This window comes from Enterobacter cloacae complex sp. P17RS (assembly GCF_014895885.1).
In the GTDB taxonomy this organism is placed as follows: domain Bacteria; phylum Pseudomonadota; class Gammaproteobacteria; order Enterobacterales; family Enterobacteriaceae; genus Enterobacter; species Enterobacter bugandensis.
Genome location: NZ_JADBQK010000031.1, coordinates 25,644 through 39,232 on the forward strand (window position 1 = coordinate 25,644; position 13,589 = coordinate 39,232).

The window sequence follows — 13,589 nt, forward strand, 5'->3', positions numbered from 1 at the left end:
TTATGCTGATTTCTACATATCAAGAGCGCCAGACACGCAACAGAGAAAAAATAAAACAACTGCTGAACTTCCTGAAAGAAGAAACCTACAGCGATTTCAAAACGCTGATGCTGCTATTTGGTTTCCGGGATCATAAATCGCTTTATTCGCTGTTGGCAAAAACTGAGCAAATGGGGTTAATCCAGAAGCATGTGCTTGAATCACGGACAATGAAGATTTCATTATGGGGGATCACCAGCGACGGGCTGGCGGTGGTGTTAACTCCGGATGATAAAATCTTTCCCGCGAGGTTTGAACCGTCCAGAATTACCGGCTGGACGCTGGAGCATCATCTTGATAATCAGGCCGCCAGACTTATTCTGGAGAAAAAAGGTGCTTCGGGATGGATTAACGGCGACCGGACCACTTTTATCAGCAAGTATCAGGTAAAACATCGCCCAGATGGGTTACTGACCCTGCCTGACGGAAAAGTTATTGCCATTGAAACCGAGCGCCGCCTGAAAACCCGGGCCCGTTATCAGTCGATAATTGCCAGTCACCTGCTGGCCCGTACCCGCAAGAACTGGATTTATGTTTTTTATGTCATGCCTGACCCACAGAAAAAACGGGCACTTGAACTGCTGTTTGACAGCATCAGACACGTCATCATCAACCATCAGCACGTCCCGCTGGAAGAACGCCACCGTCGGGTGTTTCGCATTTATACCTTTGATGAACTGAAACACCTTTCATTAGGCAGCTATACGTAAGCTTTTATTCAGGTCATCGTGATGGCCTCACCGGCCTGGCGGCGATACCGCCAGGCCGGAATTTTTTTTATTCCACTGCGAGGCGCAGACTGTCCGGTACTCGCTGTGCTGCGTTCCGCCTCAGTCTGCGCCCTGCATCAACTCGACGCCGGCCTCTATCTTTACTGCATGGCGGGCTCCGCCGTCTGGCAGGCAGCGCAGCGGCTGGAGCATCCGGTAGTCACCGAGTTTTACGCCGACAGAGAGTATGACGATCAAGGGCTTATTGTCTTCACCCGCAGTACCGGACGTCTTAATGTGCAGGCGATCACCGAGAAAGTGTTAATGGCCTGTCTGGAGGGGAAAGTCAAAACCGTTACCGGCAATACCATCCCGATTCGTTTCGATTCTATTTGTATCCACAGTGATACGCCCGGCGCACTGGAAATTATCAGCTCGGTAAAAATGGCGCTCATTAATGCAGGTATAAACGTCTGCTCACCGGGTATGGTTTAATCATTCCCGCTTATCTGGAGAGAAATACGATGTCTGATATTGAAATTTTTTCGCCATTGCCAGGTATTTTTTACCGGCAACCCTCACCGGAGGCTGCACCTTTTGTTAAGGATGGCGATAAAGTCGAACCCGATACCATTATTGGTTTAATTGAAGTGATGAAGCAGTTCAGTGAAATATTCGCCGAGACTCGCGGCATAATAAGCGCCATCACCATACAAAATGGTGATGCCGTCGAACCCGGACAGGTGATCGCCATAATAAAAACCGATAACGAATAATCACTGCGGAGGATTTATGACGGGGAAAATAAAAAAATTATTGGTCGCTAACCGTGGGGAAATAGCGGTGCGTATTATTCGTGCTGCGCAAACACTGGGGATCCCAACGGTGGCGGCATGCAGCGAGGCGGACAGCGAAAGCCTTGCGGCAAAACTGGCCGATGAGGTGTGCATTATCGGCCCGGCACCTGCCGCGCGCAGTTATCTCAACATTAATGCCTTACTGGATGCCGCCGCGCAAACCGGTGCAAATGCGATCCACCCTGGCTACGGTTTTCTGTCGGAAAATGCCCAGTTCGCCGAGCGGGTTGAACAGGCCGGGTATATTTTCGTCGGCCCCGACGCGCAAACCATTCGCGTGATGGGCGATAAAGCCGCAGCCCGCCGCACAGCAGCAGAAGCCGGTGTGCCGGTCGTTCCCGGCTCCCGGGTGCTGGAAACGGTACAGGCAGCGCAAGTTCGCGCCAGCCAGATCGGTTATCCCTGCCTGATTAAAGCCGCAGCCGGTGGCGGTGGTCGTGGTATCCGCGTGGTAGAAAATGATGAGGCACTGGCGCGGGAATTCCCCGTTGCCCAGAGCGAATCGAAAGCCGCTTTTGGCTCAAGCGCAGTCTATCTCGAGCGTTTTATCGCCCGCGCCCGTCATGTTGAAGTGCAGATCCTCGGCGATGGCGAGCGGGTGATCCACCTGTTCGACCGCGAGTGCTCGTTACAGCGCCGTCGGCAGAAAATCTTTGAGGAAGCGCCCTCGCCTGCCCTGAGTCCTGCCCAGCGGGCCGCGCTCTGCGACAGCGCAGTGCAACTGGCGCGGCACCTACGCTACCGCGGGGCAGGCACGCTGGAATACCTGTTTGATGAAACGCGCGGCGAGTTCTGGTTCATTGAAATGAATACCCGTATCCAGGTGGAACACCCGGTAACCGAGATGGTAACGGGCATCGATCTGGTGCAGTGGATGTTACGCATTGCCAACGGTGAACCGCTAACGTTGGCGCAGTCGGATGTGCACCTGAGCGGCAGCGCTTGCGAAATGCGCATTAACGCCGAAGACCCCGACAAGAACTTCTTCCCTTGCCCTGGCCGGATAGACGCAGTGGTGTGGCCGGGTGGCGAAGGGATCCGTGTCGACAGCCATGTCTTCAGCGGTTACAGCGTTCCCCCGTGGTATGACTCCTTGCTGGCGAAGGTAATTGCCTGGGGCCCCGATCGCGCCGACGCGCTGGCCCGCGCCCGCCAGGCACTCGGCGGGCTTGAACTACGTGGCATCAAAACCACCGCCCCGCTGCATCAATGGCTGCTGCAACACCCGCAATTGCAGGCGGGAGAATTTACCACCACCACCCTTGAGCAGTGGCTGGCGGAGCGCGACAGTGCAGCCACGCCGCCGCTACAGGAGAGGCGCTATGGCCAATAATCCGATTCGCTACTCGTTTGGCGGAGATGAGCATCTTTTTGCCGAAATTGACCAGTCAATGTCGTTAAATGCTTTTTTCCACGGCCTGACACTGACACGGGCACTGGAGGCATGCCAGCTCCCCGGTGTGCTGGATATTTGCCTGGCGAACGCCTCTTTCCAGGTACGCTTTAACCCGGACGTGCTGGCACCGCAAACGCTGCTCGACAAGTTGCAGGCGCTGGAAGCCGATAGCGAAGCCGACGCAACGCTGGCGACACGCATTATTGAGGTGCCGGTGCTGTACAACGATCCGTGGACACACGAGACGTTAATGCGTTTTCGCGATCGCCATCAGGCACCGGAAGGCAGCGACCTCGACTATGCCGCACACATCAACGGTTATGCGGATAAAGACGACTTTATTGCCGCGCACAGCGGTACGCCGTGGTTCGTGTCGATGGTGGGTTTTGTCGCCGGATTGCCGTTTATGTACCAGATGGTCGGGCATGACAAACAGCTCCAGGTACCGAAATACCTGCGCCCGCGTACCGATACGCCCGGGTTATCCCTCGGTCATGGCGGCTGCTTCGGCTGTATCTACTCGGTGCGTGGCGCTGGCGGTTATCAGCTGTTTGGTATCACGCCAATGCCGATCTATGATCCGGCGCAACGTCTGCCGTATCTGCAAAGCGAAATGGTGTTCTTCAAAGCGGGCGACATTGTGCAGTTCCGCGCCATCGATCATCAGACTTATGACGACATCAGCGAACAGGTGAAAAAAGGCATATTTTCCCCGCGCATTCGCGATGTGACATTTGTGCTTGCAGACTTTGTCGCCGATCCGCAGGGCTATCCTCAGTTATTGAAAAGGGGGTTGTATGACCATCAATGTGATTAAGCCTGGCCTTGCCACCACGGTACAGGATGCAGGGCGTGAAGGCTATTACCACCTGGGCATTCCCCCCTCCGGCGCATTGGATCCGTATTCAATGCAGATGGCGAACCTGCTGGTGGGTAACGCAGCCGATGATGCGGTGCTGGAGATGACGCTGCTCGGCCCGGAGTTACATTTTTCCACCGATGCGCTGATCGCGGTGTGCGGCGCGGCGATGACGCCGATCGTTGACAATCAACCTGCTGCTGCGCACAGCGCGCTGTATATCCACGCCGGGCAACATCTGCGCTTTGCCCCGGCCCGCCAGGGATGCCGTGGCTATCTGGCGATTGCTGGCGGCCTTGATGTGCCGCGCGTCCTGGGAAGCGGCTCGACCTATACGCTGGGGGCGCTGGGGGGCTTTCAGGGGCGGCGACTGGCAGCGGATGATGTGTTGAACGTGCATCCAGTAAACGCAGATCGCTTCCGCCGCGAGGGGAACACTGTTCCTGAGGCATTACTGCCGGTGCTGGAGAAATCCGTCACTCTGCGACTGGTACCGGGCCTCTATATCCACCGACTGACGGATGCCGCGGTCGATACCTTCTTTGCCGACGACTGGTATGTCAGTACCGAAGCCGACCGCACGGGCTACCGTCTGAAAGGCGGGCAGCCGCTGGCGTTTAACCCACGGACGCCACCGTTTGGCGCAGGCTCTGATCCCTCCAATATTGTCGATGCCTGCTACCCCATTGGTTCCGTTCAGGCACCGGGTGGGCTTGAGCCAATTGTCCTGCTGCGCGATGCGGTGGGCATTGCATTCACTGCCTGACAGTCTGATTGCGCTCTTACTCCTTCCAAAATCTTGCGCTTTGCCATTTGAACTGCTGCTATTTGTACTGTATAGTACAGTACAAATATCTATCCAGACCGGAAGAATAAAATGGTAGCTGACGAAAGAACCTCCGCTCCTAAGCACAGAACTGCCAGAGGAGCCCAACGTGTCCGTGACCTGACTGAGGCCGCCGCCGAGTTGTTCCTTGAACGGGGCTTTGATGCAGTCGCTGTTGATGACTTGATTGCGCGTGTTGGTGGATCACGAAGCACCATTTACAGCCACTTTGGAGGAAAAGAAGGTCTTTTCAGGCATGCAATGATCGACCTCTGTACCGAGGTTGCCAGGCCGCTGGAGCAACTGAACATCGCGGACGGAGAGCCAGGCGAGGTGCTGCCAGTTCTTGGCCGGCAACTACTGAGATCTGCCCTGTCTTCACGCACCCTTGCGTTGCATCGACTTCTGGTCAATGAAGGCCGGCGCTTTCCGGACGTTGCCAGAGCTATGTGGGACGTCAGCTACGGTAAAGCCATCCAAATTCTTTCAGTCTGGATTGCCGCTCAACAGCAGCCGGGAAAAGGATTAGGCCGCGACGTCCCCGCCAAAGCGCTGGCGGAACATTTTGTCAGTCTGGTGGCCGCTAACACCAAGCTTCAGGCTGCGTCTGGACTTCGATCACCAACATTGACTGATGCTGAAATCGAGGAAATCGTTGGTCATGCTGTACAAATTTTTCTTCATGGCGCAGCGGGTGGGCAAACGGACGAAGACAGTAAGAAATGAAACATTTTTTTAACCACGTAGCAACCAGCAAGAAGAATGGAGGTAGAAATGTATGAATACTCAAAGTAGTCAGTCCGGAAAAGAGCAGGCTAATACGAATGCGGCCAATGTAAAAGTTGCCAGCCCGGAAAAAAAACACTGGGCACAACCGAGTTTCTTTAACGACAACGTGCTGCTCGATGCGCTGATCAAGCACATCCTGGGCCTGATGCCCTATGGCATGACCGACTTCGGCGAGGTCATGGACGTGGTGCACCAGCTCAGGGGCAGCGACGAAGAGACCTGGGTCAGTGCCTGGGCCGCGCTGGCGACCCGGCTGCAAGACAGGGCCGAAGATGCGGACAGAAATAACAGGTCTGTCACCGCGGCCAGTGCCTACCTTCGCGCTTCGACGTACTGGCGCTGCGCGTTGCTTTATTTCAGCGACTTCGGGGACAAGCGTATGAAGGAGTACGCAGTCGCCAGCGCATCGTGCTACGAGCGGCACATCTCTCTGTCCGGCTATCCCGCCGAACGCATCGAAATCCCCTACGAAGGCAGCTTCCTTCCCGGCTATTTCTACAGATCACCTCATGCTGACGAGAAAGCCCCGCTACTCATCGTCACACCGGGCCGGGATACCTGGGCCGAGGACACCCGGTGGGTTTGCGAAGGTGCGCTTCAGCGGGGCATTCACTGCCTGACCTACGATGGCCCTGGCCAGGGGTTCGCGCTGCGTCTGAACAACCTGACCTTCCGCCCCGACTGGGAGAAGGTTGTCAGCCCGCTGATTGACTTCGCGCTGGAGAAGTTTACGGAGATAGACGCCTCCAATATCGCGCTGATGGGCCTGAGCTTCGGTGGCTATCTGGTGCCTCGCGTGGCTGCGTTCGACAAACGTATCAAGCTCTGCATCACTGATCCGGGCAACATCAGTTGGGGACGTCAAATCATCGCGCAGCTGGAGCGTTTCGCCGACCGGCCGCTGGCCGAGCTTCCTGATCAGTTACGGAATCTGGTGAGTGATTACGCCTGGAAGCATGGCGTGCCCAACTCGATCAAAGATGTAGTGCAGGCCCTCCAGCCCTATGACAACTCAGCCATCCTGGACCAGGTGACCTGTGAAACGCTGGTGCTGGATGGAACCGGCGAGGTCTTCCACGGTGCCAGGCCGTTCTTCGACGCCTTGAATTGCCCCAAGGAGTATCTGTTGTTCGATGAGTCTTCGACGGCGCAGTCGCACTGCCAGATAGGAGGCTATGCCACGGCCACCGAATTCATCTTCGACCGGATTGCAGACCGGCTTGGGCGCGGGTAAATCGCGCGTCTCGCTGAACCTTGTGGTCTTCTCAAATTTTCCCAGGAGCATGACATGGACTCATCCGCTACCCCCTCCCCTGAATTCCGTCTCGGCGGGGATCTGTCGATCAACCGGCTCGGCTTTGGCGCCATGCGCCTGCCTTGCAATGGTTTCCGCGGTCCGGCTCGCGATCCGGAGACCGGCCGCGCGGTGCTGCGCCGCGTGGTTGAACTTGGCGTCAACCTGATCGACACGGCCGATTTCTACCAAAGCTCCGATGGTGTAGTACGAGCCAATGCGCTCATTCGTGAAGCGCTGCATCCCTATCCTTCAAATTTGGTGATTGCAACCAAGGTCGGTGTTGTATTCAACCCGGATGGCAGCCACCGGCCCGCCACGGGCGGAGACATGCGTAAGCTTGTCGAGGAGAACCTGGCAAGCCTCGGCGTGAACCGCCTCGACCTGGTGTACCTGCGCATCGGTGAGATGACGGTACCGCACGGCGAGTCGCTTGCAGAGCGCTTCGGGGCGTTGGCCGCACTTCGCGAAGAAGGCCTGATTCGCCACCTCGGCATCAGCAATGTCGATATCGGGCATTTCAATGAGGCCCGCGCCATCGCTCCGGTCGTGGCCGTGCAGAACAACTTTCACTTCGCCCGGCGCGAGGATCGGAGCCTGTTGCAGACCTGCGAAGAATCCGGCATCGCCTTCTGCCCGTTTTTCCCGCTTGGCGGAGGTGTGGGCGAGATCGACGACGGGCGGCTTACCCGAGTGGCAAAGCGGCACGGTGCCACGCCTGTTCAGGCCGCGCTGGCCTGGTTACTGGCGTCCTCACCGGCCATGCTGGCAATCCCTGGCACAGGGTCGGTCAGGCATCTTGAAGAGAATGTCGCCGCTGGCGGCATCCGGCTCACTGAAGAAGATCATGCCGAACTCGCGTGAAGCGGTTTGCCGCACGATACCGGGCCACCCGAGGCACCGTTTTATACTGATCGCAGCGACCCTTGTTACAGCGGGCATATTGACCGGCTGCGCCAGCGTAAAACTGAGCGCCCCGCCCGCTGCAGCAGTGAGCTTCGAGGACTATCGACGCGAAACAATCCAACATATACAGGCTGGTCGCCATTTTCAGCTTGCCGACCACGATGCCGAACTGACGTGGAATACACCTCAGGAGTGGCGACCCGCGTCGTCGGAGAAAGGAAGTTATCCCCGCAAAGGGATCCTGCTCGTGCATGGCCTGGGCGACTCGCCGTGGTCATTCCGGGACCTTGGCCAGCCGCTGGCAATGCAAGGGTTTCTCGTGCGAACGGTGCTTCTCCCCGGACACGGAACCCGCCCCGAGGATCTGTTGCAAACCACAGCAGAGCAATGGCAGCAGGTCGTGTGGGAACAGGCCAACGCACTGCAGAAGGATGTCGAAGGACCAGTCTACCTGGGGGGCTTCTCCACGGGCGCCAATCTGGCTCTCGACTACGCTTACTCCCATCCAGAAATCGCAGGGCTGGTGCTGTTTTCGCCAGGGTTCAAGAGCATGCCATTCGACTGGCTTGCGCCACTGGCAGCCCGTATCAGGCCCTGGCTCATCACACCGGACGGCAACGTTCCGATGCAGAATGCCGTCAAATACTTCAATGTACCGGCCAACGGTTTCGCACAATTCTACCGGACCAGCGCCAACGCGCGCCGGCTATTGCGAGAGCGGGCCTATGACAGGCCGGTATTCATGGCGGTCGCCGGGCATGACTCGGTGCTGGATACTGGTTATCTGCTCGACGTTTTCCAGCGGCGCTTCACACACCCGGACAGCCGCCTGATCTGGTACGGCAAGGCACCGGACAGTCTGGTGGATATGCAACGCGTTCTAGTTCGTCCCGACAGGCTCCCCGCATGGCGCATCAGTCAGTTTTCGCACATGAGCCTGACATTTGCCCCGGCCAACCCCGTGTATGGCGAAGGCGGAATTATTCGTATCTGCCTGAATGGCTTTAGTGCAAAAGACACGCAGGCCTGCGAGCAAGGCGTACCGGTCTGGTATTCGGACTGGGGCCACCGTGAGCAGGGAAAAGTCCACGCGCGGCTGACTTTCAATCCCTATTTCAACTGGCAGAACTCGGTTATGGCGACCGTTCTGGGCAGGTCGCAGACAGCTGATGCCTCTGCCGAAAGGCCGGCGGCTGCCAGCGTCAAAGACATCGACATCAATACTCCGCCGCGCGACGCGGTGACGTTCTAAATCCCATTGTCATTACGAGGCATCCATGAAGAGAGTCCAGTTCAGCCGCTACGGCGGCCCCGAAGAAATGTCGCTTGCAGAATATTCGCTGCCAGCCCTTGAACCCCGGCGAGTCCGCGTGCGCGTAAAGGCCGCAGCAATCAACCCGCTCGACTGGAAGATTCGCCGTGGCGTCATGAAGTTCGTTACTGGCAACCGGTTTCCCCAGGGCATGGGCTCTGACTTTGCAGGCATTGTCGACGAGGTTGGCACCGCCGTGACAGACGTCCGGGTTGGCGATGAGGTGTTCGGCACGGTAGAAATCAAAAGGCAGGGTGCGTTTGCCGAGGTCGTCGATGCTGACGCGAGGCTGGTTGCCCCCAAGCCCGCCGCGCTGTCATTCAGTGAAGCTGCGTGCTTACCCATTCCATTCGCCACCGCCTGGGCGGCCATTGTGGGCGCAGCGCGTGCTGGCAGCGAGTCGCGGATATTCATTCACGGCTGCAGCGGCGCGGTCGGCAGCAGTGCTGTGCAACTGGCTCAGGCCTGTGGAGCACAGGTTTCCGGCGCCTGCGGCGAAGCCTCGCTGGCAAGCGTGGAGCTGGCCGGTGTCCGCCCGGCCTTTACCTACCCGGACAAAACGTCCTTCGCCGCTTATGGCCCGTACGACGCGGTGTTCGACACGCTCGGCACGCTCGACGTCGCCGAGGGTCTGGCGATGCTGAAGTCCGGGGGACGCTTCATCGACATTAATCCGACACCTGGCAGAATGCTGCGCGGCTTTATTTCAGGGCGCTACCGGATGGTGTTCGCAACAGGGGGATTCAGGAACCTGCGGGAGATAGCCCGACTGGCCTGTGAAGGCAAAATCCATGTATCCATTGGACTGGAAGCGCCGTTCACCGACGCGCTGACTGTCATCAGGAACGCAGAACTCGGCCGGCGGCCTGCCGGGCGGATTGTGCTGATCATGTAATCAGCGACGGACCTGTCTCAGGAACCCGGCAATGGCAGAAAACGGCCATTGCCGAACATGATATCAACTGAAACTCAGTGGCGATCATGACGGGACATGGCGACTCTGGTTAAACAAGATTGTTCATGTATAGCTATGCCACAGCAATATCGCATGGACTGAAGCAACGAAACGACTCCAGCCTAGCCCGGGCGGCAAGGTACACGGATCGCCAGTGGTGCACGAGAATACGGGTTTTACAGCGACACAGGTATCAGTGCCTCCTGCTTTGCCGTGACGAAGGAGCCGGGCAGCATGTTGCCGGTGGTGACCTGTGCTCCATCGCTCTGGATTTGGACTTTGCGATGAGAAGGTCAGACCGAGAACAATAGTTACTGTCCCCCGCCGTTGCTGACATAAGCCCGAAGGAACGCATCGACCGCTGTTGCTACAGCTTCCTTTGGCGTAAACCAGGGTTGAGCACCAAATAACAACGGTTCAATAAATCCGATTTCGAGCAAACCCTTTAGATGCGCCGCGGCAACGCGGGCGTCTACCGGACGAATCACACCATTCTCCTGCTGACGGGCAATATAGTTTGTCATATGTTCCCACGCCCGCCCGGCCCCCATCTCGTAGAGCGTGGCTCCCAGCGTAGAACTTGCGCCTTCGGCAATGGCAGCTCGCATGATGGCAAGCGTATCTGCAGAAGTCAGCAAAGCAAGCAGGGCCTCACCAAAACGCCGAAGTGCCAGTGAAACATCCGGCTCGGACAGATCAAGCAGTCCCATAATCTCATCTGCTTGTTCTTCCATCACTGCCATCATGGCAGCAGCGAATAACGCTTCCTTGGATTTGAAGTAGCCATACAGGGTGCCTTTCGATCCTCCGATCCGCGCTGAGATCATCGCCATGCTGGCGCGCGCATAACCGACATCGCGAAATACCTCGATTGCCACATCAAGGATCGCCTTACGCCGATCGTCTGTCTTTACTCTCATTCGAAACCTCACTTTTTCATACAGCACTGTACGATTTTGCATTGACACCTGCAAGAACATATATCTAAAATGACCGTACAGTATGGTTATGTAGGGCATGTTATGGGGTCATCAAATTTCCAATGGCGGACCACGGCGTCGGGAGGTGTCACCGCCTTTGTGGTTGTGCTCATGCTAAGCAGCTGTGCTCCCCTGCCACAAAAAAATGACGTGGTGCCTGCAGGACCAGAAAGCTTCGCGAGTGCTACAAGCTTTTCCGCACCCGGGAGGGCCTGGCCCTCGGATCGCTGGTGGGAAGAATTTGGCGACGCCCAGCTCAATGCACTGATCACCGAGGGGTTGAAGGGAGCGACCGATTTGCGCGTGGCTTCAGCACGTTTTGCCCGTGCCGAAGCACTGGTTCAGGAGACCCGGAGCAGGTTGCTTCCCGCCATCACAGCAAATGGTGAGGTCGGATCGACCAAGCAAAGCTACAACTATCTTTCCCCGGCAAGTGGGCTGCCCGAGGGCTGGCGTGATTATGGTCAGACAACCCTCAATCTTACCTGGGAGCTCGACTTCTGGGGCCGCAACCGGGCGGCATTAGCAGCAGCGCGTTCACAAGCCGAAGCAACAGGTGCCGAAGCTGCGGCCACTCGTCTGGCTGTGTCAGCAGGCATCGCCAGCGCCTACGGAGATCTGGCCGGAGATTACGCCGAACATGATGCCGCCGAACATGCTATTAAAGTGCGTAAGCGCACACTGGAACTGATAGAGGGTCGTAATAAGCAAGGGCTGGAAAATAAAGGTGCGGTTGAGCGCGCCCGTTCAGCACTCGCCACAGCTCAGGGCGATCTGGCTGAACAGAATGAATCCCTCTCCCTCACTCGTCACCGGATTGCAGCACTGATTGGGGCTGGCCCTGATCGCGGACTGACTATAGCGCGTCCGGGCGCGACCATTACTGGCAGCTTCGGCCTGCCAGCCAATCTACCGGCCGAATTAATCGGACGACGCCCTGACATCATTGCCGCACGGCTCCGGGCAGAAGCTGCTGCGAGCCAGATCAAGGAAGCCAGGGCGGCCTTCTATCCAAACGTCAATCTGACAGGTCTGATTGGCCTGCAGGCTCTCGGCATCGGAAATGTGTTTGAGTCAGGGTCCGATTTTGGAACAGTCGGCCCGGCCATCAGCTTGCCGATCTTCGACGGCGCGCGTTTGCGCGGACAGTACCGTGCCGCCGAAGCCGATTACCGGGTGGCCGTCGCCCAATATGACGGCGCATTAACGCAGGCGCTGCGAGATGTGGCTGATGCAGCCACAAGCACACGCGCGCTGGACCTGCGGCTTGAACACGCACAGGAAGCAGAGCGCTCTGCCAGTGCCGCATGGTTCGTTGCCAGCAATCGTTATCGCGGCGGCCTTGCGACCTATCTTGATGTGCTGGCTGCCGAAGACGCCCTCATCAGCACCCGCCGCACGGTCGCGTCTCTGAAAAGCCGCGCCCTTGTCCTCAAGATCGCCCTCATCCGTGCGCTCGGTGGCGGCTATCGCGCATAAAGGAAATCCGAGCCATGTCTGAATCCACCAATACCATTGAACAAGATGTTCCCGTTGCCAACAATACTGCTGCGGATAGCAGAGCGCAAAACGCCAGGCGAAAGCGGCTATTTCTGGCCCTGCTGGCGAGCGTCGCTACGCTCGGGGGTGGCTATTACGCATATGATCTTTTCGTCGCATCCCGCCATGCTGAAACCGACAATGCCTACGTCGGGGCTAATATCGCTCAGGTGACCCCTCTGATTGGGGGGCCTGTGCGCGAAGTCCTGGTGGATGATGCGCTGCACGTGAAACAGGGGGATGTTCTCGTTCGACTGGACGATACGGATGCCAGGATAGCGCTAAAGCGCGCCGAAGCTGAGCTGGCGTTGACTGAACGCCGCGTGCGCGGTCTTATCGCCACGGATGGCGGTCTTGACGCGCAAATAGCGGCACGGGCTGCCGACGAAGTGCGCGCCCAGGCGCAGGTCTCTTCTGCACAGGCTGATCTTGCCAGAGCGAAAATCGATCTTGACCGCCGCAACGCCCTGGCTGAGTCGGGCTCCGTCTCAGGCGAAGAGTTGACCACAGCGCGCAATGCCTACAGCACTGCGCTCGCCAGTCTGAGAGTTGCTGAAGCAGCCCGTACGCAGGCCGCGGCCAATCGTGCCACTGCCATCGGGAGCCGTGACGCCAACCGGGCACTTATAGACAAGAGTACACCTGACACCAATCCCGAGGTGCTGGCAGCACGTGCTGCACGGGAGCAGGCTCAGGTCGACCTCGAACGCACCATTCTTCGTGCACCCGTTGATGGGATCATCTCCCGTCGCCAGGTGCAGGTTGGTCAGCGTGTGCAGCCTGGCGCAATGCTGATGGTCGTGGTCCCGATCCACGCCAGCTATGTGGACGCCAACTTCAAGGAGGGTCAACTCAGGAAGGTTAAGCCAGGCCAGTCGGTTAAGCTCACCTCAGACCTCTACGGTAATAGCGTTAAGTATGACGGCAAAGTCGTCGGTTTCTCCGGCGGTACCGGCTCGGCCTTTTCTGTAGTGCCGGCGCAAAACGCAACCGGCAACTGGATCAAGGTCGTCCAGCGCCTGCCAGTAAGGATTGCACTCGATCCCCAACAGCTTGCAGAGCATCCTCTTCGTGTCGGTCTGTCTATGACCGCCGATATCGACGTCTCCAACTGATTGTGAGGAACC

14 protein-coding genes are annotated in these 13,589 nt (G+C 57.7%); 13 read left to right on the top strand and 1 reads right to left on the bottom strand.

The window, feature by feature from the left end:
• Positions 1 to 2: 2 nt before the first annotated feature.
• The 11 genes from mobC to IM265_RS20360 all read left to right on the top strand — a co-directional run bounded on the left by mobC (position 3) and on the right by IM265_RS20360 (position 9,883).
• The gene (mobC, locus tag IM265_RS20310) at positions 3 to 749 is read left to right on the top strand and encodes a MobC family replication-relaxation protein (RefSeq protein ID WP_047955825.1); all 747 of its coding nucleotides are present in this window, start codon (positions 3 to 5) and stop codon (positions 747 to 749) included.
• A 105-nt stretch (positions 750 to 854) separates the two neighbouring features.
• On the top strand, positions 855 to 1,244 hold the full coding sequence (locus IM265_RS20315) for a LamB/YcsF family protein (RefSeq protein WP_370551786.1): 390 nt from the start codon (positions 855 to 857) through the stop codon (positions 1,242 to 1,244).
• A gap of 29 nt (positions 1,245 to 1,273) precedes the next feature.
• Positions 1,274 to 1,525 carry an acetyl-CoA carboxylase gene (locus IM265_RS20320; RefSeq protein WP_047063028.1) on the top strand — a complete coding sequence of 84 codons (252 nt, stop codon included), beginning with the start codon at positions 1,274 to 1,276 and terminating at the stop codon, positions 1,523 to 1,525.
• 16 nt (positions 1,526 to 1,541) lie between these two features.
• A complete protein-coding gene (locus tag IM265_RS20325; RefSeq protein ID WP_047955834.1) occupies positions 1,542 to 2,939 on the top strand; it encodes an acetyl-CoA carboxylase biotin carboxylase subunit in 1,398 nt (465 codons plus the stop codon).
• The gene (locus IM265_RS20330; protein ID WP_047063026.1) at positions 2,929 to 3,819 is read left to right on the top strand and encodes an allophanate hydrolase subunit 1; all 891 of its coding nucleotides are present in this window, start codon (positions 2,929 to 2,931) and stop codon (positions 3,817 to 3,819) included. The genes IM265_RS20325 and IM265_RS20330 overlap by 11 nt, the downstream gene beginning before the upstream one ends.
• On the top strand, positions 3,800 to 4,627 hold the full coding sequence (locus tag IM265_RS20335) for a biotin-dependent carboxyltransferase family protein (RefSeq protein ID WP_223812790.1): 828 nt from the start codon (positions 3,800 to 3,802) through the stop codon (positions 4,625 to 4,627). The genes IM265_RS20330 and IM265_RS20335 overlap by 20 nt, the downstream gene beginning before the upstream one ends.
• A gap of 111 nt (positions 4,628 to 4,738) precedes the next feature.
• Complete coding sequence (locus IM265_RS20340) at positions 4,739 to 5,413, top strand: TetR/AcrR family transcriptional regulator (protein WP_047063024.1); 675 nt, start codon at positions 4,739 to 4,741, stop codon at positions 5,411 to 5,413.
• A gap of 52 nt (positions 5,414 to 5,465) precedes the next feature.
• Positions 5,466 to 6,710, top strand: coding sequence for a S9 family peptidase (locus IM265_RS20345; RefSeq protein ID WP_080346974.1), 1,245 nt, complete (start codon positions 5,466 to 5,468; stop codon positions 6,708 to 6,710).
• Between the two features lie 54 nt (positions 6,711 to 6,764).
• Complete coding sequence (locus IM265_RS20350) at positions 6,765 to 7,634, top strand: aldo/keto reductase (protein ID WP_047063023.1); 870 nt, start codon at positions 6,765 to 6,767, stop codon at positions 7,632 to 7,634.
• Entirely contained in the window at positions 7,579 to 8,928 is a 1,350-nt protein-coding gene (locus tag IM265_RS20355) for an alpha/beta fold hydrolase (protein ID WP_223812791.1), read from the top strand. Before IM265_RS20350 ends, IM265_RS20355 begins: the two co-directional genes overlap by 56 nt.
• Before the next feature lie 25 nt (positions 8,929 to 8,953).
• On the top strand, positions 8,954 to 9,883 hold the full coding sequence (locus IM265_RS20360; RefSeq protein ID WP_047063021.1) for an NADP-dependent oxidoreductase: 930 nt from the start codon (positions 8,954 to 8,956) through the stop codon (positions 9,881 to 9,883).
• Between the two features lie 371 nt (positions 9,884 to 10,254).
• On the opposite strand, the gene IM265_RS20365 is transcribed toward IM265_RS20360, so the two are convergent.
• Positions 10,255 to 10,905, bottom strand: a complete 651-nt coding sequence (locus IM265_RS20365) for a TetR/AcrR family transcriptional regulator (protein WP_052768068.1) — start codon at positions 10,903 to 10,905, stop codon at positions 10,255 to 10,257.
• 129 nt (positions 10,906 to 11,034) lie between these two features.
• Here IM265_RS20365 and IM265_RS20370 point away from each other — a divergent pair, with 129 nt between their 5' ends.
• Complete coding sequence (locus IM265_RS20370) at positions 11,035 to 12,402, top strand: efflux transporter outer membrane subunit (RefSeq protein WP_047063020.1); 1,368 nt, start codon at positions 11,035 to 11,037, stop codon at positions 12,400 to 12,402.
• A gap of 14 nt (positions 12,403 to 12,416) precedes the next feature.
• Complete coding sequence (locus tag IM265_RS20375) at positions 12,417 to 13,577, top strand: HlyD family efflux transporter periplasmic adaptor subunit (protein WP_047063019.1); 1,161 nt, start codon at positions 12,417 to 12,419, stop codon at positions 13,575 to 13,577.
• Positions 13,578 to 13,589: the final 12 nt, after the last annotated feature.